Annotated in this window: 24 protein-coding genes; 18 read left to right on the top strand and 6 right to left on the bottom strand. The window is 34.5% G+C overall.

Annotated elements, in window-relative coordinates; translation table 11 throughout:
- Positions 1 to 12: 12 nt before the first annotated feature.
- Positions 13 to 2,016: a fumarate reductase/succinate dehydrogenase flavoprotein subunit gene (locus ACFFGL_RS07665; RefSeq protein WP_309726975.1), complete on the bottom strand. Its 2,004-nt coding sequence runs from the start codon at positions 2,014 to 2,016 to the stop codon at positions 13 to 15.
- 12 nt (positions 2,017 to 2,028) lie between these two features.
- Positions 2,029 to 2,697, bottom strand: a complete 669-nt coding sequence (locus ACFFGL_RS07660) for a succinate dehydrogenase cytochrome b subunit (RefSeq protein ID WP_309726976.1) — start codon at positions 2,695 to 2,697, stop codon at positions 2,029 to 2,031.
- 199 nt (positions 2,698 to 2,896) lie between these two features.
- Between ACFFGL_RS07660 and ACFFGL_RS07655 the strand changes: the two genes are divergently transcribed.
- Genes ACFFGL_RS07655 through ACFFGL_RS07645 form a run of 3 tightly spaced genes read left to right on the top strand, consistent with a single transcriptional unit; the run spans position 2,897 to position 6,213 of the window.
- Complete coding sequence (locus tag ACFFGL_RS07655) at positions 2,897 to 4,189, top strand: aminopeptidase P N-terminal domain-containing protein (protein WP_309726977.1); 1,293 nt, start codon at positions 2,897 to 2,899, stop codon at positions 4,187 to 4,189.
- 2 nt (positions 4,190 to 4,191) lie between these two features.
- A complete protein-coding gene (locus ACFFGL_RS07650; protein ID WP_309726978.1) occupies positions 4,192 to 5,400 on the top strand; it encodes an Nramp family divalent metal transporter in 1,209 nt (402 codons plus the stop codon).
- A gap of 39 nt (positions 5,401 to 5,439) precedes the next feature.
- A complete protein-coding gene (locus ACFFGL_RS07645) occupies positions 5,440 to 6,213 on the top strand; it encodes an alpha/beta fold hydrolase (protein ID WP_309726979.1) in 774 nt (257 codons plus the stop codon).
- Positions 6,214 to 6,257: 44 nt separating this feature from the next.
- Here the strand turns inward: ACFFGL_RS07645 and ACFFGL_RS07640 are convergent, their stop codons facing one another.
- Positions 6,258 to 7,574: an aspartate kinase gene (locus ACFFGL_RS07640; RefSeq protein WP_309726980.1), complete on the bottom strand. Its 1,317-nt coding sequence runs from the start codon at positions 7,572 to 7,574 to the stop codon at positions 6,258 to 6,260.
- Positions 7,575 to 7,672: 98 nt separating this feature from the next.
- Between ACFFGL_RS07640 and ACFFGL_RS07635 the strand changes: the two genes are divergently transcribed.
- Positions 7,673 to 8,329 (top strand): hypothetical protein, encoded by a 657-nt coding sequence (locus ACFFGL_RS07635; protein ID WP_309726981.1) that lies wholly within the window; start codon positions 7,673 to 7,675, stop codon positions 8,327 to 8,329.
- Positions 8,330 to 8,358: 29 nt separating this feature from the next.
- On the opposite strand, the gene thiL is transcribed toward ACFFGL_RS07635, so the two are convergent.
- A complete protein-coding gene (thiL, locus tag ACFFGL_RS07630; RefSeq protein ID WP_309726982.1) occupies positions 8,359 to 9,417 on the bottom strand; it encodes a thiamine-phosphate kinase in 1,059 nt (352 codons plus the stop codon).
- A 237-nt stretch (positions 9,418 to 9,654) separates the two neighbouring features.
- Between thiL and ACFFGL_RS07625 the strand changes: the two genes are divergently transcribed.
- From ACFFGL_RS07625 to ACFFGL_RS07560, 14 genes are all read left to right on the top strand, one after another.
- A complete protein-coding gene (locus ACFFGL_RS07625; RefSeq protein WP_309726983.1) occupies positions 9,655 to 9,984 on the top strand; it encodes a HesB/IscA family protein in 330 nt (109 codons plus the stop codon).
- A gap of 38 nt (positions 9,985 to 10,022) precedes the next feature.
- Entirely contained in the window at positions 10,023 to 10,178 is a 156-nt protein-coding gene (locus tag ACFFGL_RS07620) for a four helix bundle protein (protein WP_309726984.1), read from the top strand.
- Positions 10,179 to 10,227: 49 nt separating this feature from the next.
- Positions 10,228 to 10,392: a four helix bundle protein gene (locus ACFFGL_RS07615; protein ID WP_309726985.1), complete on the top strand. Its 165-nt coding sequence runs from the start codon at positions 10,228 to 10,230 to the stop codon at positions 10,390 to 10,392.
- 38 nt (positions 10,393 to 10,430) lie between these two features.
- Positions 10,431 to 11,876 carry a Fe-S cluster assembly protein SufB gene (gene sufB / locus ACFFGL_RS07610; RefSeq protein WP_309726986.1) on the top strand — a complete coding sequence of 482 codons (1,446 nt, stop codon included), beginning with the start codon at positions 10,431 to 10,433 and terminating at the stop codon, positions 11,874 to 11,876.
- Positions 11,877 to 11,915: 39 nt separating this feature from the next.
- Positions 11,916 to 12,347, top strand: a complete 432-nt coding sequence (locus ACFFGL_RS07605) for a hypothetical protein (protein ID WP_309726987.1) — start codon at positions 11,916 to 11,918, stop codon at positions 12,345 to 12,347.
- Between the two features lie 10 nt (positions 12,348 to 12,357).
- On the top strand, positions 12,358 to 13,113 hold the full coding sequence (sufC, locus tag ACFFGL_RS07600; protein WP_309726988.1) for a Fe-S cluster assembly ATPase SufC: 756 nt from the start codon (positions 12,358 to 12,360) through the stop codon (positions 13,111 to 13,113).
- A 33-nt stretch (positions 13,114 to 13,146) separates the two neighbouring features.
- Positions 13,147 to 14,463: a Fe-S cluster assembly protein SufD gene (gene sufD, locus ACFFGL_RS07595; protein WP_309726989.1), complete on the top strand. Its 1,317-nt coding sequence runs from the start codon at positions 13,147 to 13,149 to the stop codon at positions 14,461 to 14,463.
- Positions 14,464 to 14,467: 4 nt separating this feature from the next.
- Positions 14,468 to 15,112, top strand: a complete 645-nt coding sequence (locus ACFFGL_RS07590; protein WP_309726990.1) for an outer membrane beta-barrel protein — start codon at positions 14,468 to 14,470, stop codon at positions 15,110 to 15,112.
- 3 nt (positions 15,113 to 15,115) lie between these two features.
- A complete protein-coding gene (locus ACFFGL_RS07585; protein ID WP_309726991.1) occupies positions 15,116 to 16,342 on the top strand; it encodes an aminotransferase class V-fold PLP-dependent enzyme in 1,227 nt (408 codons plus the stop codon).
- A complete protein-coding gene (locus ACFFGL_RS07580) occupies positions 16,339 to 16,752 on the top strand; it encodes an META domain-containing protein (RefSeq protein ID WP_309726992.1) in 414 nt (137 codons plus the stop codon). Before ACFFGL_RS07585 ends, ACFFGL_RS07580 begins: the two co-directional genes overlap by 4 nt.
- 3 nt (positions 16,753 to 16,755) lie before the next feature.
- On the top strand, positions 16,756 to 17,181 hold the full coding sequence (locus tag ACFFGL_RS07575) for a SufE family protein (protein WP_309726993.1): 426 nt from the start codon (positions 16,756 to 16,758) through the stop codon (positions 17,179 to 17,181).
- Between the two features lie 12 nt (positions 17,182 to 17,193).
- Complete coding sequence (locus tag ACFFGL_RS07570; protein WP_309726994.1) at positions 17,194 to 17,520, top strand: SUF system Fe-S cluster assembly protein; 327 nt, start codon at positions 17,194 to 17,196, stop codon at positions 17,518 to 17,520.
- A 9-nt stretch (positions 17,521 to 17,529) separates the two neighbouring features.
- A complete protein-coding gene (locus ACFFGL_RS07565; RefSeq protein ID WP_309726995.1) occupies positions 17,530 to 18,036 on the top strand; it encodes a DUF2480 family protein in 507 nt (168 codons plus the stop codon).
- Positions 18,037 to 18,131: 95 nt separating this feature from the next.
- Positions 18,132 to 19,073, top strand: coding sequence for a DUF3078 domain-containing protein (locus ACFFGL_RS07560; RefSeq protein WP_309726996.1), 942 nt, complete (start codon positions 18,132 to 18,134; stop codon positions 19,071 to 19,073).
- Positions 19,074 to 19,134: 61 nt separating this feature from the next.
- Here ACFFGL_RS07560 and ACFFGL_RS07555 read toward each other — a convergent pair whose 3' ends face one another.
- Positions 19,135 to 22,608, bottom strand: a complete 3,474-nt coding sequence (locus ACFFGL_RS07555; protein ID WP_309726997.1) for an efflux RND transporter permease subunit — start codon at positions 22,606 to 22,608, stop codon at positions 19,135 to 19,137.
- Positions 22,609 to 22,611: 3 nt separating this feature from the next.
- A complete protein-coding gene (locus ACFFGL_RS07550; RefSeq protein WP_309726998.1) occupies positions 22,612 to 23,772 on the bottom strand; it encodes an efflux RND transporter periplasmic adaptor subunit in 1,161 nt (386 codons plus the stop codon).
- Between the last annotated feature and the right edge of the window lie 4 nt (positions 23,773 to 23,776).

Below are 23,776 nucleotides of genomic sequence, written 5' to 3'. Positions count from 1 at the left end.
TCAATATTCAAATTATTTATAACTTCTTGTTTTTAATTCTATATTATCGAAGATCAAGTCTTCTTTATGTAATTTTGAATCTCGAGGATTACCGGTGTATTCCCACGCTGCTACGTATTTATAATTTTCATCATCACGTAAGGCTTCTCCTTCTTCGGTTTGGTATTCTTCTCTAAAGTGACCTCCACAAGATTCGTTTCTATGTAAAGCATCTTTTGCAAAAAGTTCTCCTAACTCTAAGAAATCTGCAACGCGACCTGCTTTTTCTAGCTCAGCGTTTTTAGAATTTTCGGTTCCCGGAACTTTTACATTCTTCCAAAAATCTTCGCGTAATTCTTTTATTTCGTCTAATGCTTCTTCTAAACCTTTTGCATTTCTAGCCATTCCGCATTTATTCCACATAATTTTACCAAGTTTCTTATGGTAATAATCAACAGAATGTTGACCGCCAGCGTTCATTAAGCGATTAATTTTATCTTTTACCGCTTTTTCAGCTTCGTCAAATTCTGGTGTTTCTGTAGAAATTTTTCCGGTTCTAATATCGTTAGATAAATAATCACCAATCGTATATGGTAAAACAAAATACCCATCGGCTAAACCTTGCATTAAGGCTGAAGCTCCTAATCGGTTAGCACCGTGATCAGAGAAGTTAGCTTCTCCAGCCGCGTAACAACCCGGAATAGTGGTTTGTAAATTATAATCTACCCAAAGGCCGCCCATCGTGTAATGAACTGCAGGGTAAATCATCATTGGCGTTTCATACGGATTTTGATCGACAATTTTTTGATACATATCAAAAAGGTTTCCGTATTTCGCCGCAACCGCTTCTTTTCCTAATTTTATAATTTCTTCTTCTGAAGGGTTTTTATGACCTGCAGTAAAAGCTTTTTCTTTTCCGTAACGTTTTATTGCACTTGCAAAATCTAAGAATACGGCTTCCCCAGTTTTATTTACTCCAAAACCTGCATCGCAACGTTCTTTTGCTGCTCTTGAAGCAACGTCACGTGGTACCAAGTTACCAAAGGCAGGATATCTGCGCTCTAAATAATAATCGCGTTCTTCTTCAGATAATTCGGTAGGTTTTTTCTTTCCTTCTCGAATAGCAATTGCATCTTCTTTTTTCTTCGGTACCCAAATTCTTCCGTCATTACGAAGCGATTCTGACATCAAGGTTAATTTTGATTGATGATCGCCTGAAACCGGAATACAAGTCGGGTGAATTTGCGTATAACAAGGATTGGCAAAATATGCTCCTCTACGGTGCGCTCGCCAAGCTGCCATTACGTTACTTCCCATTGCATTTGTAGAAAGGAAAAATACGTTTCCATAACCACCAGAAGCCAAAACTACTGCGTGAGCAGAATGACGTTCAATCTCTCCGGTTACCATATTTCGAGCGATAATTCCTCTTGCTTTTCCATCAACCAACACTAAATCCATCATTTCGTGACGGTTGAACGATTGAATTTTACCGCGATTGATTTGGCGGTTCATCGCAGAATAAGCTCCTAATAATAATTGTTGTCCGGTTTGTCCTTTTGCGTAAAAAGTACGCGAAACTAACACACCACCAAATGAACGGTTATCTAAATACCCGCCATATTCTCGGGCAAAAGGAACTCCTTGCGCTACACATTGGTCAATAATATTTCCAGAAACTTCAGCAAGTCGATAAACGTTTGCTTCACGAGAGCGGTAATCGCCACCTTTTACAGTATCATAAAATAATCGGTAATCTGAATCACCGTCACCTTGGTAATTTTTTGAAGCGTTTATTCCACCTTGAGCTGCGATAGAGTGAGCACGTCTTGGCGAATCTTGATAGCAAAATGTTTTTACGTTGTAACCTAACTCAGCTAAGGTTGCTGCTGCACTTCCTCCTGCTAAGCCTGTTCCCACTACAATAACATCTATATTACGCTTGTTTGCCGGATTAACCAGGTTAATATTATTTTTATGATTTTTCCACTTTTGGTCAAGTGGTCCTTCTGGTATTTTTGAATCTAAAACTGACATAAATCGTACGTATTATAAGTTATTAATATAGTGAAAAAGCGCTATAAAAATAAATCCTAGTGGAATGATAATTGAATATGCAACCGTAAATCTTCGTAAACCTTTTGAGTATTTGTTGTTCCAACCAATAGATTGAAATGATGAAGAAAACCCGTGGAGTAAGTGAAGCATTAGGAAAATAAATGCAATCACGTATAATCCTGTTCTTATTGGACTTTGAAATTTCATCACTAAATCATCATAATATCTAGAGACATCTGGTTCTACCGGAGAACTTTCAACATATTTATGAATTAATTCGGGTACCCAAAAATCGTAAAAGTGCAATGCTAAAAAAGCTAATACTACTAATCCAGACCAGATCATATTTCTAGACATCCAACTAGAGTTTGCACTTCCTTTAAATTTTATGTAACCGATATCACGCGCATTTCTGTTTTTAATTTCTAACACAAAACCCATAATGAAGTGAAAAACCACTCCAAAAATTAAGACCGGCTGTAAAAGTGCCTGAACAAAAAAGTTAGTTCCCATAAAATGGGATAACTCATTAAAAATCTCCGGACTAATTACCGAGGTTAAGTTAATTGTAAAATGTTGTGCTAAAAAAAGGACTAGAAAAAGGCCAGAAAGCGCCATCGCAAATTTCTTCGCTGTTGAAGATTGTATTAATCCACCCATTGGTTTTGATTATTTTATAGAAATTCTCAACAAAAATACACTTCAAAATAGTTATTCACAAACTTTCCACAGTGTTTAGGAATTATTTAGAATAAGTTTAAGCAAGCAATTTCATTTTACTTTAGTAAAGATTTACGAAGTGAAAAACGAGACGTTCAAACTCAAATTCCTATTTTTGAAAAAATAATAACACGTAATTATGAGATATACACCTATAGATTCCAATTTATTTATAAAAAACCGAAAAAACTTTATGGCGCAAATGCGACCTAATAGTGTAGCGGTTTTTAACTCTAATGATGTTTATCCTATTGGTGCAGATAGTACAATTCCCTTTCAGCAAGACCGAAATATTTATTATTTAAGCGGCGTAGATCAAGAAGAAAGTATTTTGGTTTTATTTCCCGACGCACCAAAAGAAAAGCATCGTGAAATTTTATTTTTAACTGAAACAAACGAACATATCGCTGTTTGGGAAGGTGAAAAATTAACCAAAGAAAAAGCTTACGAAACTTCTGGCGTTAAAACGGTTTATTGGCTAAAAGATTTTCATAAAATCTTCCACGAACTTATGGCGCAAAGTGAAACCGTTTATATTAACACCAACGAGCATTACCGCGCTAATGTAGAAACCGAAACACGAGAAGCGCGTTTCAATAAATGGTTAAAAGAAAGCTATCCTGCACATTCGGTAGCAAAAAGTAATCCTATTTTACAACGCTTACGTTCGGTAAAAGATCCAATAGAATTAGAAGTAATGCAACAAGCTTGTAATATTACTGAAAAAGGATTTCGAAGAGTGCTCGATTTTGTAAAACCCGGCGTTTGGGAATATGAAATTGAAGCAGAATTTATGCATGAATTTTTAAGAAATCGTTCTCGCGGATTTTCATACACGCCAATTGTAGCTTCCGGTCAAAATGCGAATGTGTTGCATTATATCGAAAATAAAATGCAGTGTAAAGAAGGCGAATTAATTTTATTAGATGTTGGAGCAGAATATGCGAATTATTCAAGTGATATGTCACGTACAATTCCGGTTTCAGGAAAATTTACAAAACGTCAAAAGGAAGTTTACAGCAAGATCAACGCTATTAAAAACGAAGCTACAAAAATGTTGGTTCCCGGAACAATGTGGGAAGAATATCATAAAGAAGTAGGTAAAATGGCAACTGCAGCATTTATCGAATTAGGTATTTTAGATAAAGCGGATGTAAAAAATGAAGATCCAGATTGGCCGGCATATAAGAAATATTTTATGCACGGAACTTCGCATAATATTGGTTTAGATACCCATGATTACGGGTTATTACACGAACCAATGAAAGCGAATATGGTTTTCACTGTAGAACCCGGAGTTTATCTTCCTGATGAAGGTTTCGGAATTCGTTTAGAAGATGATGTGGTAATTCAAGAAAAAGGTGAACCTTTTAATTTAATGCGCAATATTCCTATTGAAGCTGATGAAATTGAAGATCTGATGAACAGCTAAAAATGTTCAGGAAATTAAAAGAATTAGGACCGGGAATTTTAGTAGCAGCAGCTTTTATAGGTCCGGGAACAGTAACAACGGCTTCCATTACGGGAGCCGCTACTGGTTATACGCTACTTTGGGCAGTTTTATTTTCGATTATTGCGACAATTTTTTTACAAGAAATGTCGGTTCGTTTGGGCGTTGTTGCAAACTTGGGAGTTGGCGACGCGCTTCGGAAAAAAACACAGCATTCTTTTTGGAGAATTCCGGTTATTCTTTTGGTTATTTCTGCTATTGTAATTGGAAATGCGGCTTATGAAGCTGGTAATATTACAGGAGCGGTTTTAGGTTTTCCTAATTTTTTTTCTTCAACTATTAATCCGCTAGTTTTAATTGTTGCCAGTGTAGCATTTCTCTTATTATTTAGCGGAAAATATAAATTGATTGAAAAAGCGATTCTCGTTTTAGTGAGTATTATGGGAATCGTCTTTTTAATCACTGCAATTTTATTGAAACCTGATTTTCAGCAAGTATTTAAAGGTTTATTTATTCCCTCATTAAGTGAAGATACCGCGTTGTTGGTTGTAGGGATTATTGGAACAACTGTCGTTCCGTATAATTTATTTTTACACGCTTCAACTGCAAAAGAAAAATGGAAAGACAGAAAATCACTTGCGTTCGCACGTTTAGACACAATTCTTTCTATTCTTTTAGGCGGAATAATTACGATGGCGATTTTGATAGTTTCTGCAATTGCGTTTGAAGGTCAAGCGAAAAATATCACCGATATTAATGATTTGGCTTTACAGCTTGAACCACTTTTAGGAAATTGGTCTTCGTATTTTATAGCATTCGGATTTTTAGCTGCAGGAGTTTCTTCAGCAATTACCGCGCCACTTGCTGCTTCTTATGCAACTGCTGAAATTTTAGGTTGGAAACAAGATTTAAAAAGTAAAAAATTACGTTTAGTGTGGATTCCTATTTTATTGTTAGGCGTATTTTTTTCTTCTTTAGGCTACAAACCGACTTCTATTATTTTATTTTCTCAAGTCGCCAATGGTTTATTATTACCAATTATTGCACTTTTTCTCGTGTGGATTGTTAACGATAAAAACCTGCTGAAAAATCACGTAAATAATTTTTGGCTGAATTTAATTAGCGGGATCGTAATTTTAATTTCCATCGGCTTAGGACTAAAAAGTATTCTTTCGGCTTTGGGTTATTTTTAGAACAAAGCAAACTATTCAACTTTATTTTACAAACATTTCATGATAATTTTATACAAACAAAACGAAATTTATTTTGAGGTTTCCGGTGCTGGAAAACCGGTAGTTTTATTGCACGGTTTTTTAGAAAACAGAACGATGTGGAACGATCTTATTGAAGAATTTTCAAATGAATATCAATTTATAAATATCGATTTATTTGGTCATGGAAAAACCGGAAAAGTCGGCTACATTCATTCGATGGAACAAATGGCAGAAGCAGTTAATTTGGTTTTGCAAAAATTAAATATCAACATGGCCACTTTTTTAGGACATTCTATGGGCGGTTATGTTGCTTTAGCTTTCGCGGAACATTTTCCTGATAAAACTGAAAAATTATTGTTGATAAATTCTACTGCTGAAGCCGATAACGAAGAGCGAAAGAAAAATAGAGATCGCGCTAAGCGCTTAATAAAACAAAATAAGGAGGCTTTCGTGAGTATGGCGATAAAAAATTTATTTGCTGAAGAAACCAAGGAAACTTTCCCCGAGGAAATAAAAAAAATGGTATCAGAAGCCAAAGATATTCCAACTGAAAATATTATTGCATCCATAGAAGGTTTAAAGAATCGAAAAGATAGAACCGAAATTCTGAAGAATTATAGCGGTAAAAAAATTTTACTAGCTGGCAAGCACGATCCGGTTGTTCCTTTTGAAAGTGTAGAAAAACTTTCCGCAGAAACCAATTCAGAATTAATTACGTTTCCTAACGGACATATGAGTTGGCTGGAAAATAAAAAGGATTTTTTTAAGGTTTTAGAGGAACTATTAAAATAAAAAACCATCCATCGAAAAAGATGAATGGTTTTTCGGGGCAAAAATTAAACTAGGTTAAGTTTAAAAATATAATCGTTTAACAATTGTAAAGTTTTAGGCTTATCATTTGTGTTTACTAATAGCGAAATGTTGTTATTACTTCCTCCGTAAGCAATCATTCGCACATTAACATCTTGTAGAATTTTAAAAAGTTGCGGCGTAGTTTCATGATGAATAATATTATTGCCAACTAAACAAACAATCGTCTTATTTTCTTCAATTTCAACATAGGCGAATTTTAATAATTCAGTAGTAATTTCCTGTAAATACGTTGGGTTGTCGATGGTTAATGAAACGGCAATTTCTGAAGTAGTAATCATATCGATTGCAGTTTCGTATTTTTCGAATATTTCAAAAATTTTCTTTAAAAAACCATGCGCCAAAAGCATGCGTTCCGATTTTATTTTAATCACCGTAATGCCATCTTTCGCGGCAATTGCTTTAATTCCTTCACCAATAACTTTATTGCAAATTAACGTTCCTTCAGCTTCTGGTAAATTGGTATTTTTTAACCGAACAGGAATTTCTAAATTCCGTACCGGAATTACGGTTTGCGGATGCAATATTTTTGCTCCAAAATAGGCTAATTCCGCAGCTTCATCAAAAGAAAGTTGAGCGATAGAATGTGTGTTTTCAATAAAACGCGGATCGTTGTTATGAAAACCATCAATATCGGTCCAAATCTGAACTTCTTCCGCTCTAATTGCCGCGCCAATAATACTGGCGGTATAATCGCTTCCGCCACGTTTTAAATTGCTAATCGTTCCGTGATTATTAAGGCAAATAAAACCTTGCGTAATATAAATTTCCTGTTCGGGTTTTTCGTTTAAAAGGCGACTAAGATTTTGCTGAATATAAAAATAATCGGGTTCTCCTTCTTTGTCAATTCGCATAAAATCTAACGCTGAAATTAACCGAGATTTTATGCCTTGTTCTTGCAAATATTGATTCACTAAATAGGTTGAAAAAAGCTCGCCTTGCGCTACAATTTCATTGTAATTGTTCAGTTCATTTTCTACCAAATAAATAAGATGATCGGCTAAAGAATAAATATATTTTTCCAGCGCTTCGGTTCTCGTCTTTTCAGTAAGTAAACCTTTGGTGACTTCTAAATATTTATCGGTTAGTTCCTGAATAATTTTTTTACTTTCTTCCTGCTGATTGGTTTTAATAAATTCAGAAATTTCTACTAATTTATTTGTGCTTCCGCTTATAGCAGATAACACTACAATTTTAGATTCTCCGTCGTGAATAATCTCGGTTACTTTTTTAATATTGGAAATCGATCCTACCGAAGTCCCTCCAAACTTTAAAACCTTCATTTATTAATTTTTAAACGAATGTAATTGGCTTTTAAATTATTACCGCATAAATGAATTTATTTTACTAATTTTATACAGAAAGTTAATTATTTAACAAAATGAAAACTGTAGCGCAAAGTGTAGAGCAATTGCTGAAAAGCCGACCGTTTTTAGAAGAAGCACTTCAAGAAAATATTATAAATTATAGTGCGTTAGCTGAGAAATTGCAACCTGAAATAAGTTTGTTGTTGAAAAAATCTGTAAAAACCGGAGCTGTAATGATGGCGTTGCGTCGCTACAAATCGCCTGTTGGTGTAAGTAAAAATTTAAAAATTCAGCAAGCGTTTAAAAATTTGGGTGATATCACGGTGCGTTCAAATATTTCGGCGTTTACATTTCGAAACACCAATACGTTAGTAAATTGCCACGGAAAATTATTAGCTTTTGTTTCCGATAATACACATTTATTTTATGCGTTTACCCGAGGAATTTTAGAAAGCAATATTATGATTTCAGGCGCCGAAGCAGAACGTGTAAATTCTTTTTTTAAAGCTGAAAAATTATTAAATAAGCGCGATAAATTAGCGGCGGTAAGTGTTCAATTACCACAAGACAACTCAAAAGTTGCCGGTTTGTATTATCAATTATTTAAACATTTGGCGTGGAGCAATATTGCCTTATATGAAGTGGTTTCCACAACTAATGAATTTACCGTTTTAGTTGAAGAACCTGTTGTAGAGCAAGCTTTTTCAGTACTAAAAAATTTAAAGAACTAAATCTGTTCAGCTTATATTAAACTGAAAATTTATTCTGAATCGGTTTCATCTTCAAACGAATTCCAACCGCGAGCTTTAATCGGTATTTTTTGATTGGCGCGCGTAATAAGATGCATTCCTTCGTTTTCTTCAGTCATATGACCGATTACGGTTAAATTTGGATTTCCTTTAATTTTATCGAAATCGTCTTGAGAAATTGTAAAAAGCAATTCGTAATCTTCACCGCCGCTTAAAGCGATCATCGTGCTATCGATATTGAATTCTTCACAAACTGAAATTACCGCAGGATCTAACGGAATTTTTTCTTCAAATAAATTTACACCGGTTTTCGAACTTTTACATAAATGAATAATTTCAGAAGAAAGTCCGTCGCTAATATCAATCATAGACGTAGGTTGCACTTCTAAAGCCGTCAATAATTGCGGAATATCTTTTCGAGCTTCCGGTTTTAATTGGCGTTCCACAATATAAGAATAAGGCTCTAAATCGGGTTGCGCATTCGGGTTGACTTTAAATACTTGCTTTTCGCGTTCCAAAACTTGTAATCCCATATAAGCTGCACCTAAATCCCCGGTTACAACTAATAAATCGTTTGGTTTTGCACCGCTACGTTTGGTAATCTTTTTCTTTTCAGCTTTCCCGATCGCGCTAATGCTAATAACTAATCCAGCAGTTGAAGAAGTGGTGTCGCCACCTACTAAATCGACTTTATAATTTTTACAAGCCAAAAGAATTCCAGCGTATAATTCTTCTAAAGCTTCTACAGGAAAACGATTTGAAGCTGCTATGGAAACCGTGATTTGTGTGGCTTCAGCATTCATTGCGTAAACATCAGACAGGTTTACCATAACCGCTTTATAACCTAAATGTTTTAGCGGCATATACGCTAAATCAAAATGAACGCCTTCTACCAGCATATCGGTCGTAAGTACAATTTCTTCATCTTTAAAATGAAGAACGGCGGCATCATCTCCAATTCCTGTTTCAGTAGAATTTTGTTGGAGTTCTACGTAGCGGGTTAGGTGTTCAATTAATCCGAATTCTCCTAATTCAGAAAGATTGGTTTTGCTGTCTTTATTGTCGAACATAGCTTCAATTTAGATTGCAAAATTACAAAGAATTTATGGGGAAAATTCAGCAATTAAAAACTAAAATAAAAGCGGTCTTAAATTCCTAAAAAGTAAAGAAGAATAGGTGCAGGAAGAACTATTTTTTATTGATAATACTTTCTTATAAAAAGATAAGTTAGATATATGTATACATATATGGTATTCACACGACTAAATGGTATATTTGCAAAATAATGACAACTAAGGTTTACTGATATGATAAAGGTAAGTGATACAGCGAAGAAAAAATTAACCGAGTTGATGGCAGACGACGGGTTTAACGTAACCGAAGATTATGTTCGAGTTGGTGTTAAAAGTGGCGGTTGCTCGGGACTTTCGTACGATTTAAAATTTGATAAAGCACAAATAGAAGGCGATAAACTTTTTGAAGACAACCAGGTAAAAATTGTTGTAGATAAACGTAGTTTTCTCTACTTGATCGGCACGACATTAGAATATTCTGGCGGATTAAATGGAAAAGGATTTGTGTTTAACAACCCAAATGCACAACGCACTTGTGGATGTGGTGAGAGTTTCTCACTTTAGGAAGTTGAATGTTAAAAAGTTAGAAAGTGTAAAAGTGAATGGCAAATTTTAATTCTTTTGAAGAAATTATAGCCTGGCAAAAGTCTAGAGAATTAAATTCTGAAATTTACTTTATCACAAACAGAGGAGATTTTGTACAAGATTATGGTTTAAAAAATCAAATAAGAAGAGCTAGTATATCTATTTTCTTCTAATATTGCTGAAGGCTTTGAAAGAGAAACATCAAAAGAATTTATTCGCTTTTTGTACATTTCTAAAGCTTCAGCTGGCGAGTTAAGATCGCAGCTTTATTTAGCTTTCGATTTAAAATATTTATCAAATGAAGAATTTGAGAAGTTAAAGTTTAAAGTAAATGAAGTTTCAAAATTAGTAAGTGGTTTAATAAAATACTTGCTTTCTACTTTATAAACTTTTAAACTTTACAACTGAAATCAAGAAAAACAACTATGGCATATACTGAAGACGATTTAAAAAAAGAACTCGAAACCAAAGAGTATGAGTATGGATTTTATACCGATATAGAATCTGATACTTTACCGAATGGTTTAAATGAAGATATTGTTCGAGCGATTTCTAAGAAAAAAAATGAACCCGAATGGATGACTCAATGGCGTTTGGAAGCCTATAGAATTTGGGAGCAAATGGAAGAGCCGGATTGGGCAAATGTGAATTATCCAAAACCCGATTTTCAGAATATTTCATATTATTCAGCACCGAATAAAAAGCCGAAATATGAGAGTTTAGATGAAGTAGATCCAGAATTGTTAGATACTTTTAAAAAACTCGGAATCTCGTTAGACGAACAAAAAAAATTAGCTGGTGTTGCGGTAGATGTGGTTATGGATTCAGTTTCTGTAACGACAACATTTAAAAAGACTTTAGCTGAAAAAGGAATTATTTTTTGCTCTATTTCTGAAGCAATTCAAGAACATCCTGAATTAGTGAAAAAATATTTAGGAACCGTAGTTCCGAAGAAAGATAATTTTTACGCCGCTTTAAATTCAGCAGTATTTAGTGACGGTTCATTTTGTTATATTCCAAAAGGCGTAAAATGCCCGATGGAACTTTCAACCTATTTTAGAATTAACCAAGCCGGAACCGGTCAATTTGAGCGTACCTTAGTCATTGCTGAAGAAGGAAGTTACGTAAGTTATTTAGAAGGTTGTACTGCACCAATGCGTGATGAAAATCAATTGCACGCGGCTGTGGTAGAATTAATTGCGTTAGATGATGCTGAAATAAAATACAGCACCGTTCAAAACTGGTATCCAGGAAATTCTGAAGGAAAAGGTGGTGTTTTCAATTTTGTAACCAAACGTGGTTTGTGCGAAAAAAACGCAAAAATTAGTTGGACGCAAGTTGAAACCGGAAGTGCCGTTACGTGGAAATATCCAAGTTGTATTTTAAAAGGCGATAATTCAATCGGTGAATTTTATTCTATTGCGGTTACTAATAATTATCAGCAGGCAGATACGGGCACGAAAATGATTCACTTAGGAAAAAATACAAAAAGTACCATTATTTCCAAAGGAATTTCAGCTGGAAAATCACAAAATTCGTATCGCGGTTTAGTTCAAATTAATTCAAGAGCCGAAAACGCCCGGAATTTTTCACAATGTGATTCCTTGCTAATGGGTAACGAATGTGGAGCACACACCTTCCCTTATATTGAAACAAAAAATAAATCAGCCAAAGTAGAGCACGAAGCAACTACCAGTAAAATTGGGGAAGATCAAATTTTTTACTGTAACCAACGCGGAATCGATACCGAAAAAGCAATCGCTTTAATTGTAAATGGATTCAGTAAAGAGGTTTTAAATAAATTGCCGATGGAATTTGCGGTAGAAGCTCAAAAATTATTAGAAATATCCTTAGAAGGTTCAGTAGGGTAAAAACTACCGAACAAGTTTCATATTAAACAAACCAAAATCATGAAAAAACACCTATTAGCGATTGTTGTAGCCACTTTATTTGTGGTAGGTTGTAAAGAAGATTCTAAAGAAAAAGAAGAAAAATCTGCAGAAACTGAACAAACTACTGAAAATAACAAAACGAAAGATTTAACAATTTTAAGTGGCGAGTTTATTTATGTTGAAGAACAAAAAGCAGCGGTTTTAAAAACCAATACCGAAGTTTATGGTGTTGTTTTAGACTCGATGGCAACAAAACTTTCTAAAGAAGTGAATTCGCTAAAAAGGGAAGATTTAGACATGGTTCCGGTAATCATTCAAGGGAAAATAAAACCAAACCCAATGGAAGATGGCTGGAAAGAAGTGGTTGAAATAAAGAAAATTATTAAAGTAATGACGCCGAAAGCAGAACCTGCAATTCGAGTAAAAGGCGACAAAAAGGAAGTAAAGTAAAAAGAAACCTATGCTAAAGATAAAAAACTTACACGCAAGTGTAGAAGATAAAGAAATTTTAAAAGGAATAAATTTAGAAATTAATGCCGGAGAGGTTCACGCGATTATGGGACCAAACGGTTCTGGTAAAAGTACGTTAGCTTCTGTTATTGCCGGAAAAGAAGAGTTTGAAATGACTGAAGGAGAAATCATCATGGAAAATGAAGATATCTCTGAAATGGAAGTTGACGAGCGCGCACACAAAGGAATTTTTCTTTCTATGCAGTATCCGGTAGAAATTCCGGGTGTTTCGGTAACTAACTTTATGAAGACCGCCATAAACGAAACACGAAAAGCGCAAGGTTTAGAAGATATGCCGGCAAAAGAAATGTTACAAAAAATTCGTGAAAAGTCAGAAATGCTGGAAATGGATAGAAAGTTTCTTTCACGTTCGCTAAACGAAGGTTTTTCAGGCGGAGAAAAAAAGCGTAACGAGATTTTTCAAATGGCAATGATGGAACCAAAATTAGCTATTCTCGATGAAACCGATTCTGGTTTAGATATCGATGCGTTACGGGTGGTTTCAGACGGTGTAAATAAATTACGAACAAAAGATAACGCGGTATTGGTAATTACACACTACCAACGTTTATTAAATTACATTGTTCCAGATTATGTACACGTTTTATTAGACGGAAAAATTGTAAAATCCGGCGGAAAAGAACTTGCTCATAAATTAGAAGAGCAGGGGTACGATTGGTTAAAAACCGAAATGAAATCAGTTTAAAACCATTTTGCCTAAATCCTCAAAAAATAAACTATGAGTTTAAAAGATAAATTAATTTCTTCCTTTTTCGCTTTTGAAGAACAAGTAGATGTCGGTAGCGATATTCATACTATTCGAAATAAAGCGCTTAAAAATTTTGAACAAAAAGGGTTTCCTACGCGAAAAGACGAAGCTTGGAAATACACTTCCTTAAATTCAATTTTAAAAGAAGATTACAGTATTTTTCCTAAAAAAGAAAGTACAATCGAATATCGTGATGTAAAAAAATACCTGATTCACGATATCGATGCATATACCATTGTTTTTATCGACGGAATTTATTCTTCACATTTATCACAAACTACGCATGATAAAATAGATGCGTGTTTAATGTCTTCGGCTTTAGACAAACCGAAGTACAAAGACATTATGGAGAAATATTTCAATAAAATAGCTCCTAGCGACGACAGTTTAAATTCGTTGAATACCGCATTTTCTCGTGAAGGTGCTTTTATTTATATTCTAAAAAATACCGTTGCCGATAAACCCATTCAAGTCTTAAACCTTTCTACGGGAAATGAAGCGGCTTTAATGCTTCAGCCAAGAAATTTAATTGTGGTGGGTGAAAATTCGCATGTTCAAATTATTGAGCGTCACCAGAGCTTAACTGAAAATCCGGTGTTTACCAATTCGGTTACTGAAATTTTTGCTGAAAAACGAGCAATGGTCGATTATTATAAAATTCAGAATGATAATATTTCGGCTTCTTTAATCGATAATACGTATGTCGAACAAAAAGACGAAAGTAATTGTTCGGTTCATACTTTTTCTTTCGGCGGAAAATTAACGCGTAATAATCTAAACTTCTATCAAAAAGGAGAACATATCGATTCTACGATGAAAGGCGTGACGATTATTGAAGGAAAACAACACGTAGATCACAATACATTAGTTCATCACGCGCAACCAAATTGCGAAAGCCATCAAGATTATAAAGGAATTTATGACGATAAAGCGGTGGGCGTTTTTAACGGGAAAGTTTACGTAGAGAAAGAGGCGCAAAAAATAAATGCTTACCAAAGCAATAATAATATTTTGGTGAGCGATAAAGCGACGATTAATTCGAAACCGCAATTAGAAATTTTTGCAGACGATGTGCAATGTAGTCACGGTTGTACGATTGGTCAATTAGATGAAGAGGCTTTATTTTATTTAAAATCCAGAGGAATTCCAGCTAAAGAAGCGCGCGCTTTATTAATGTACGCATTTGCGAATAATGTACTTGAAAGTGTGAAAATTCCGGAATTGAAAAAGCGTATCAATAAACTTATCGCGAATAAACTGAATGTAAATTTAGGGTTTGATTTGTAGAGATATGAAGAATTTTGCGTTAAGCTTCCTCTTTTTTTTTCTGTTTTGTAGTCTTGGTTTTGCTCAAAAAATAACCTACGGTTTATCACTTGGAGCAAATTATATTTCAATTGAAACTGATGGCGATGATGAAGGATTATATGCCGGCGATAGTTATTCTCCTTACAACAAAAAAGGATTTCCGGTAAATATTGGTGGTTATTTCGATTATTCTTTTAATGAATCCTTCGGAGTAAAAGCTAATCTTTTTTATAGCAGAAATGTAGATGATTATACTATTTATTTAGGAAATTATAAATCCGAAGAACTAGATTTAATAAAGTCTTCTATCAAGTTTCAACCTTTATTGAAATTTGATGTAAATAAAGAATACGGAAAAGGTTTTTATCTATTAGCGGGTCCTCAACTTTCATTTATTTTAAATGAAGAAGACGCGCGTAATAACTTTGATTTAGAAGAAAACTTTTATAAAACCACGAATATTGGAGCAAATTTAGGATTCGGAGTTCAATTTTCATCTTTAATCGGCGCTGAAATTATTGGTTATTACGGATTGAGCAATTGGATCGATAATGAAAATATCGATACTTCTACTGCGGGAGCTTATTTCAATTTATATATAAATCTAGCATCGCTAATCAACAAATAAATTATGAAAATTAGCACAATGAATATTGAAAAAATAAGAGCCGATTTTCCGATACTTTCACGAAAAGTAAACGGTCATCCGCTCGTGTATTTTGATAATGCCGCAACCTCGCAAACGCCAACCGCGGTGATTGATGCGATAGTTGATTATTATCAGAATTACAATGCCAATATTCATCGTGGTGTTCATACACTTTCGCAAGAAGCAACTGAAGCTTATGAAGAAGCCCGAGAAACTATACGCGCGCATTTTAATGCCCAAAAAAAGGAAGAAATTATTTTTACTGCCGGAACTACACACGGTATTAATTTAATTGCGAATGGTTTTGCTTCCGAAATAAAAAAAGGAGATGAGGTGATTGTGTCCGCTTTAGAACACCATTCCAATATTGTTCCGTGGCAAATGTTGTGCGAGAAAACAGGTGCTAAACTTCGCGTTATCCCGATGACGCAAGAAGGCGAACTTGATATGAAAGCGTTTCATGACTTGCTTTCAGAAAACACAAAATTGGTGTTTGTAAATCATGTTTCCAATGCGTTGGGAACAATAAATCCTATTGAAGAAATTATTCACGCTGCGCATCAAAAAAATGCAGTGGTTTTAATCGATGGTGCCCAAGCTGCGCCCCATATTCAAGCAGATGTTCAGCAATTGGATGTCGATTTTTATGTAGTTTCAGCTCATAAAATGTGTGGACCAACAGGCGTTGGAATGCTCTACGGAAAAGAAAAATGGCTGAATAAACTTCCGCCGTATCAAGGAGGTGGAGAAATGATAAATGAAGTTACATTTGAAAAAACTACTTACGCCGGTTTACCGCATAAATTTGAAGCTGGAACGCCAAATATTTGTGGGGGAATCGCCTTCGGAAAAGCAATCGATTATTTACACGAAATAGGTTTCGAGAATATTGCAGCATATGAACACGAATTATTAACCTACGCGACCGAAAAATTAATGGAGATCGAAGGAATGAAAATCTTCGGAACTTCAGCTAAAAAAACCGCGGTAATTTCGTTTAATATTGAAGGTTTGCATCCTTATGATATTGGTACAATTGTCGACAAATTAGGAATCGCCGTAAGAACTGGTCATCATTGCGCTCAACCAATTATGGATTATTATAAAATTCCCGGGACAGTACGCGCATCTTTTTCATTTTATAATACAAAGGAAGAGATCGATAGTTTTGTAAAAGCTGTAAAACGAGCTAAAATTATGTTATCATGAAATTATTTAGAAAAATAACAATTTTAAGCCTGTTGGTGATTTTTGGAGCTTGCCAAAGCAATGAAAGTAAGATAATCGACAGCGAAATGAATTTTGAAGTGTTGCAAGTAAATCAGCAGCAAGTTGGCGATTCATTAAAAGTCACTTTAAATTTTTCACCGAAAGAAAATAGAATTTCAGGAATAGTTTGCAATTCTTACAGCGGCGAACTGACGATTGAAAAAACCAAAGTTCAAATTAATAAAGTCGTTTCTACCAGAAAAATGTGTGCAAATGGCATGAAAATTGAACACAATTTATTGAGTAACTTTGAAGAAGTTTCGCATTATATGTTCGACGGAAATACGCTTGAATTGAAAAATGATGCCAACAAAACTTTAGTAAAAGCAAGAGTAAAAAAACACGAGTAGATTTTGAGTACAATAAAAGAAACACAAGAAGAAATTATAGATGAATTCGCATTGTTTGATGATTGGATGCAGCGTTATGAGTACATGATTGAACTCGGTAAATCACTTCCTTTAATTGAAGAAAAATATAAAACCGAAGAAAATATCATTAAAGGTTGCCAAAGTAAAGTTTGGGTTCATGCCGATATGGAAGACGGAAAAGTAATTTTTACCGCCGATAGCGATGCAATTATCACCAAAGGAATTATAGCAATTTTAATTCGCGTGTTTTCCAATCAGCCACCAAAAGCTATTTTAGATGCCGATACAGAATTTATAGATGAAATCGGTTTAAAAGAACATCTTTCGCCAACCCGAGCAAATGGTTTGGTGAGTATGATAAAACAATTGAAAATGTATGCGTTGGCATATCAAACCAAAGTGAATTAAAACTGGAAAAAGATGGCAGAACAAAAAATTGATACCAACGAATTAGGAGAAAAAATCGTAAAAGTTCTAAAAACAATTTACGATCCTGAAATACCTGTAGATATTTACGAACTCGGTTTAATTTATGACGTTTTTGTAAATGAAAATTATGATGTAAAAATCTTAATGACCCTTACGACACCAAATTGTCCTGTGGCAGAAAGTCTTCCGCAAGAAGTAGAAGAAAAAGTAAAGTCACTTGATATGGTAAATGATTGTGAGTTGGAACTTACCTTCGATCCGCCGTGGTCACAAGATTTAATGAGTGAAGAAGCGAAACTAGAATTAGGAATGCTGTAATTATATTGTATGGACGAAATTGTAAACAGAGTCGCCAAAAGTAAACTCACCACATTTAATCTCGAAGAATATTATCCAAACGGAGAACGAATACTTTTTGATATTAAAGACTGGCTTTACGAAGGTTTTGTACTCCGCGAAAAAGAATTTCGTCAAGCGATAAAAGAACACGATTGGGCGGTTTACGAAAATAAATTTATTGCGCTAACCTGTACTTCAGACGCAATTGTTCCTGCTTGGGCTTTTATGCTTATTACTACCGAACTTCAACCTTATGCTAAAAAAGTAGTTTTAGGAAATTTAACCGATTTGGAAAATAGTCTTTATCAAGAAATTATCGATCAACTCGATGTTTCAGCATTTAAAGATTTGCCCGTAATTGTAAAAGGTTGCTCTAACAAACCCGTTCCTGAAAATGCTTATATTCAAATTGTTCAAAAACTTCAGCCTGTAGTTAAAAGTCTAATGTTTGGCGAAGCTTGCTCATCAGTCCCGCTCTATAAAAAGAAGCGATAATCAGATAATTCAATTCAGTTTTAATATAACTTTAAGAACCTATTCTTGAAATAAATTAACTTTGTAGGCAATAAATTTTGAAAAATTATTGCTTTATGAAGAAACCAATACTAGGTCTAGCACTTTTTATAGGAATTTGTATGTCTGGCTTTGCGCAAGATAGCGACGAAAACGAAGAGCCAAAAGAAGGTTGGCAGAGTTCAGGAACCTTTTCTCTACTTTTTAATCAAGCTGCTTTTAATGCGGAATGGCAAGGCGGTGGAAGTTCAAATTATGCCGGAAACGCAACCATTAGTTACGATTTAAATTACCGAAAAGACGATTTTACTTGGGATAATAGATTTTTAGGTGATTTTGGTCTTACCAAAACGAAAGGTGATCGCTTCTCACGAAAAACCAATGACCGAATTGAAATAAATTCTGTTGCGGGTTGGCAAATTGAAGAAACCAATTGGTATTATTCTTTCTTTGCAAATTTTAGAAGTCAATTTGCAAAAGGATATGAATATAGTGAAGAAGATGTGTTAGATCCAGATACCGGAGAGGTTATCGATACGCAAACCGTTAGAACAGAAACTACCCATTTTATGTCGCCTGGATATTTACAAATTGGTCCTGGCATTTTATGGAAAAAGAATGAAAATCTTCATGTCAATTTTGCTCCTGCAACAGCTCGATTTATTTTTGTAGACGATCGATTTACCACTGTTCCGGGTTATGTAGACGGTGATTATTTTGGCGTAGATCAAGGTGAAAGTATGCGATTTGAATTTGGTGCTTCTATTGGCGCTTATGCGAAATTCACATTGGTTGAAAATGTAACGATGGAAAATATGCTGAATTTATACTCTAATTATTTAGAAGATCCTCAAAATGTCGATTTAGATTATACCGGAAAAATAAATATGAAGGTGAACGATTATCTTTCAGCTAATTTTATTTTCCAAACTATTTACGATGATAATGCTGTTAGAGCCTTTCAGGTGAGAGAAGTATTAGGCGTTGGTTTTACCTATAAAATAAATCCTGAAGATTAATTTTAGAATAATTTATAATAAAAAGAAAAAGGGCTTTCAATTTTGAAAGCCCTTTTTTATTTTAGGTTTTTGAAACTTGTAAAGGCTTCCCTCTTTTCTTTCTAACTTTAATCTTTCCGCGGTTACTTAAATAGAACATTACCGGAACAACTACTAAGGTTAAGAATGTGGCAAACGTTAACCCGAAAATTACCGTCCACGCTAATGGTCCCCAGAAAATTACGTTATCTCCACCAATATAAATTTTCGGATCGTAATCTATAAATAATGAAAAGAAATCGATATTTAAACCAACCGCTAGCGGTATTAAACCTAAAACGGTGGTAATCGCCGTTAATAAAACCGGACGCAAACGTGATTTTCCACCGGCTACAATTACTTCAAAATATTGCTTTTTCGTTAAGTGGTCTTCTTCTTCTAAACCTAATTCTTCTTTTTTTCTATCGATTAGAATTTGCGTATAATCTATTAACACAATGGCATTGTTTACTACAATTCCTGCGAGGGAGATAATTCCCATCATTGTCATAATAATTACAAAGTCCATTTGGAAAATTACCAATCCTAAGAAAACGCCGCCTAAACTTAATAAGACTGCCATTAAAATAATCAGCGGTTTAGAAATTGAATTAAATTGAGCAACTAAGATGAGTAAAATTCCGCCTAAAGCGATAAGAAGTGCTTTTATTAAGAAATTCATATTCTTTTCTTGCTCTTCTTGTTCACCGGTGAAATTAAAATTGATTCCGGTAGGCGTTTCGTAATTTTTAAGCTCTTTCTGAATTTGACTTACAATTTCATTTCCATTATAGCCTTCTAAAACATTTGAATAAACCGTAATTACACGTTTTAAATCTTTTCGTTTAATTGAACTAAACGTAGCTGTAGGCTTTTTAGTTACCAAAGCTGAAATCGGAACTTGAACTAACTCGCCCGTATTCTGATTTTTAAAGGTAATTGGCTGATTGAAAATCGCATTTTCCTGATAACGGAAGTCTTCATTAAAACGCACATTTATTTCATAATCGTCTTCACCTTCTTTATAGGTAGAAATCTCTTCCCCATAAATCGCACGGCGCAAAGTTTGTCCCACAGAAACGGTTGAAACTCCCAATCTTCCCGCTTTTTGACGATCTACGCGAACATCTAATTCAGGTTTTGCTTTATTTACATCAATTTTAAGTTCTTCAATTCCTTCGATGCTGAGGTCTTTAATAAACGAACGCAATTGTTCAGCTTCAGCTAACATTTTATTGTAGTCTTCACCGCTAACTTCAATATTTATCGGATAACCTGATGGTGGTCCGGCAGCATCTTTTTCAACAATTACTGAAGCTCCGGGAAATCCTTTTACAGCTTCACGAACTTCAGACAAAACAGTACTACTTTTTACGCCTCTTCGCTCGTTAAATTCACGCATGGAAAGGGTAACTTTTCCTTTATGCGGCATTTCATTCTGTTGTCCGCCATCGGTTTGTGGATTTCCGGCTCCTTCACCCACTTGCGAAATAGCAGATTCAACCATATAATTGTAGCCATCTTCGTCTTCATATTTCTTTATGGTTTCGAAAATGCGCTCTTCAATTTTTTTGGTCAGCTCATTGGTTTTTTCAATTGCCGTTCCTTCAGGATATTCAATATAAGTTATAATCTGATTAGGTTGATTTTCAGGAAAGAAAAGTACTTTTGGCTGAACAATACCTACCAAAACAAAACTGAAAAATAAAATTCCCAAAGTTCCGAAGAAAAATAAATAGGCTTTCTTCTTGTGTAGAGCGAATTTTAAGAATCTTTCGTAAAAACTCTCTAATTTCTTTAATGACTTATACTGAAAATAATAAACCGCTTTTTTCAGGAATAATCGGTAAACCCAAACCATTATAATCATAAATAAGGTTAAGTTTCCGAGACCACGAAGTAAACCCGAATCGAATACAAAACCTCCGATTAAAAATAAAACCCCAACAATGGCAAAAATGATACTCAAACGAATTACACGTTTTCTTTTTGCTTCTTTTTCGTTTACTTCCATGTATTGAGAAGTAAGCATGGAATTTATAATTAACGCCACAAATAGGGAAGAGCCTAATACAATTGATAACGTAATAGGGAAAATAACCATGAATTTACCAATGGTTCCTGGCCACAATCCTAATGGAAAAAAGGCCGCCAGTGTAGTTGCGGTAGAAGCAATAATTGGCCACGCAATTTCACCTAGACCTTGTTTGGCAGCTTTAATTCGTGGCATTCCTTCACTCATTAAGGAATAGACGTTTTCAACAACTACAATACCGTTATCTACCAACATTCCAAGTCCCATCACTAAGGCGAAAAGCACCATTGTGTTTAACGTATAGCCTAAACTTGAAAGAACTATAAATGATAAAAACATAGAAAGCGGAATGGCAATTCCCACAAATAGCGCATTTCTAAAGCCTAGGAAAAACATTAAAACGCCCACTACTAAAATTACCCCGAAAATGATGTTGTTCACCAAATCATTTACTTGGTTTTCAGTTTTTATAGATTGATCGTTGGTGAGCGAAATATGCAAATCTTTCGGATAATAATTTTCTTTTTCTTCTTTTACAATTTGCTTAATTTCTTCAACCGCTTCAATCATATTTTTTCCTGCGCGCTTTTTAATATCAAGCATTACTACAGGGTCACCATATTCTCTAGCAAAAGTGGTAGGATCTTTTTCGTGGAAATTAATATCGGCAATATCTTTTAGGTAAACTACACCTTCATCTCGTTTTACCACTACATCGCCTAATTCTTGTGGATTTTCAATTTCACCTAAAACGCGAATGTTCTTTTCTACGCCGTTTTCAGTAATATTTCCACCGGAAATAGTTTTATTCTCTAAACGAACCGAATTAATAATATCATCGAAACTTACTTTTGAAGCGGTCATCTTGTAAACATTAACCGCAATTTCCACTTCCTTTTCTTCCGCTCCGCGAATAGTTGCTTCTTTAATTTGAGGAAGCAATTCTATTTTATCCTGAAGATGTTCCGCGTAATCTTTTAAAGCCTGAACGGTATAATTCCCTGTTAGGTTAACATTTAAAATGGGTTGTTCTTCAGAAATATTTAAATCGAATACGTTGGGTTCTACTTTTGCGCCGTTATCTAAAGTTGGCCAGGTAGTTTCGGCTTTTACCAAATCTACTTTGTCTTTTACTTTTTGTTTGGCGTCGGGAACTTCAATATCTTCTTCAAACTCAACAATTACAATAGAATAATCTTGTAAGGTTGTAGAGGAGATTTCTTTAATTCCGGCGATATCATTAAACTCTTCTTCTAAAGGTTCGGTAATAAATTTTTCGACATCTTCGGCAGAGTTTCCGGGGTTTACAGAACTAACGTAAATCTTGGTTTCTACAATTTCCGGAAAAGCTTCTCGCGGCATACTGTAATAAGAAAGTAAGCCGCCAATTACAACAATGGCGATAATTACGAAAACCGTCATTTTGTTGGTAATTGCCCAAGAAGAAATCGGAAATTCTTTATGTGTGTTTTTAGCTGCCATAGATTATTGCTTAACTTTTACTTCTTGTCCGTCACGAATTGTTCGCGCGCCTTCTACAATAATTTTTTGTCCTTCTTTAAGTCCAGAAAGCACTTCGATTTTACTATTGTATGCCAAACCGGTTTTTAAAACTGCTTTTCGGGCTACATTTACCGTATCATTTTTTGGTTCAATATAATAGGCAATACTTTCGCCTTGTGCGTTTTCTTGAAGAATACTCTGCGGAATTACAATGGTTTTTTCAGCTGTATAATCGTTTAATTTTACGGTAGCAATTAAATTTGGTTTTACAAAACCTTCTGGATTAGGAACAGAAACTTTTACTGAAAAACTTCGGTTATTTGGATTTACGAAATCTGAAACTTGTTCTACTTCTCCTTCAAATTCTTTCCCGATGGAATTAATTTCAACTAAAACCTGGCTTCCTTTGGTTACTTTTCCTAAATAATTTTCAGGAATTTCTGCAGTAATGTACATATCTTTTAAGTTCACCAAACGGAATAATTGATTTTGCCCCGGGTTAACAACTTGACCTTGATCTGAAATAACTTCATCTATTACGCCGCTAAACGGAGCTCTAATAACAGTTTTCGCTAATTGCGCGCGTAGTTGGTCTACCGATTTTTGCATGGCGTTATAATTGGTTTTTGCTTCTAAGAATTGAATTTCTGAACCAATTTTTTTATTCCATAAACGTTCTTGACGTTCGAAAGTGGTTTTTGCTAATGATAATTGCGCTTCAGATTGTGCTAATTGACTTGAAAGTCCGCCGTCATCAATCTTTGCAAGTTTTTGTCCTTTACTTACTCTTTCACCTTCTTTTACATAAATGTTAGACAGAATTCCCGAAAATTCAGGATAAATAATAATATTTTCATCGGTTTCTACATCACCTTGAACTTCTACGTAATGTTTAAAAATAGTATCGTTTAGCGTTTGTACGGTAACTAAAGGATAAGATTTGCTTTTATCTCTTTTTTCAATCTCTTCGTTGAGTTGTTCAATTTTATCTGAAATAGTATTTTGTTGTGTTCGTAATTCAGATTTTTTGGCTCTCATTTCTGATAAGTTTCCTTCAGAAATAATATCTTCAACAGATTTTTCTTTCTTTCCGCAAGAAATTACTGTGATTACAATTAGTAATAAAACTAGGAGTTTTTTCATTGCT

This window comes from Mesonia maritima (genome assembly GCF_042433895.1).
GTDB lineage: Bacteria > Bacteroidota > Bacteroidia > Flavobacteriales > Flavobacteriaceae > Mesonia > Mesonia maritima.
This window is presented reverse-complemented; position numbering and strand designations above follow the sequence as displayed.

Coding starts and splice junctions, on each gene's coding strand:
- ACFFGL_RS07665 (WP_309726975.1), bottom strand. CDS start 2,016: ATGTCAGTTTTAGATTCAAAAATACCAGAAGGACCACTTGACCAAAAG.
- ACFFGL_RS07660 (WP_309726976.1), bottom strand. CDS start 2,697: ATGGGTGGATTAATACAATCTTCAACAGCGAAGAAATTTGCGATGGCG.
- ACFFGL_RS07655 (WP_309726977.1), top strand. CDS start 2,897: ATGAGATATACACCTATAGATTCCAATTTATTTATAAAAAACCGAAAA.
- ACFFGL_RS07650 (WP_309726978.1), top strand. CDS start 4,192: ATGTTCAGGAAATTAAAAGAATTAGGACCGGGAATTTTAGTAGCAGCA.
- ACFFGL_RS07645 (WP_309726979.1), top strand. CDS start 5,440: ATGATAATTTTATACAAACAAAACGAAATTTATTTTGAGGTTTCCGGT.
- ACFFGL_RS07640 (WP_309726980.1), bottom strand. CDS start 7,574: ATGAAGGTTTTAAAGTTTGGAGGGACTTCGGTAGGATCGATTTCCAAT.
- ACFFGL_RS07635 (WP_309726981.1), top strand. CDS start 7,673: ATGAAAACTGTAGCGCAAAGTGTAGAGCAATTGCTGAAAAGCCGACCG.
- thiL (WP_309726982.1), bottom strand. CDS start 9,417: ATGTTCGACAATAAAGACAGCAAAACCAATCTTTCTGAATTAGGAGAA.
- ACFFGL_RS07625 (WP_309726983.1), top strand. CDS start 9,655: ATGATAAAGGTAAGTGATACAGCGAAGAAAAAATTAACCGAGTTGATG.
- ACFFGL_RS07620 (WP_309726984.1), top strand. CDS start 10,023: ATGGCAAATTTTAATTCTTTTGAAGAAATTATAGCCTGGCAAAAGTCT.
- sufB (WP_309726986.1), top strand. CDS start 10,431: ATGGCATATACTGAAGACGATTTAAAAAAAGAACTCGAAACCAAAGAG.
- ACFFGL_RS07605 (WP_309726987.1), top strand. CDS start 11,916: ATGAAAAAACACCTATTAGCGATTGTTGTAGCCACTTTATTTGTGGTA.
- sufC (WP_309726988.1), top strand. CDS start 12,358: ATGCTAAAGATAAAAAACTTACACGCAAGTGTAGAAGATAAAGAAATT.
- sufD (WP_309726989.1), top strand. CDS start 13,147: ATGAGTTTAAAAGATAAATTAATTTCTTCCTTTTTCGCTTTTGAAGAA.
- ACFFGL_RS07590 (WP_309726990.1), top strand. CDS start 14,468: ATGAAGAATTTTGCGTTAAGCTTCCTCTTTTTTTTTCTGTTTTGTAGT.
- ACFFGL_RS07585 (WP_309726991.1), top strand. CDS start 15,116: ATGAAAATTAGCACAATGAATATTGAAAAAATAAGAGCCGATTTTCCG.
- ACFFGL_RS07580 (WP_309726992.1), top strand. CDS start 16,339: ATGAAATTATTTAGAAAAATAACAATTTTAAGCCTGTTGGTGATTTTT.
- ACFFGL_RS07570 (WP_309726994.1), top strand. CDS start 17,194: ATGGCAGAACAAAAAATTGATACCAACGAATTAGGAGAAAAAATCGTA.
- ACFFGL_RS07565 (WP_309726995.1), top strand. CDS start 17,530: ATGGACGAAATTGTAAACAGAGTCGCCAAAAGTAAACTCACCACATTT.
- ACFFGL_RS07560 (WP_309726996.1), top strand. CDS start 18,132: ATGAAGAAACCAATACTAGGTCTAGCACTTTTTATAGGAATTTGTATG.
- ACFFGL_RS07555 (WP_309726997.1), bottom strand. CDS start 22,608: ATGGCAGCTAAAAACACACATAAAGAATTTCCGATTTCTTCTTGGGCA.
- ACFFGL_RS07550 (WP_309726998.1), bottom strand. CDS start 23,772: ATGAAAAAACTCCTAGTTTTATTACTAATTGTAATCACAGTAATTTCT.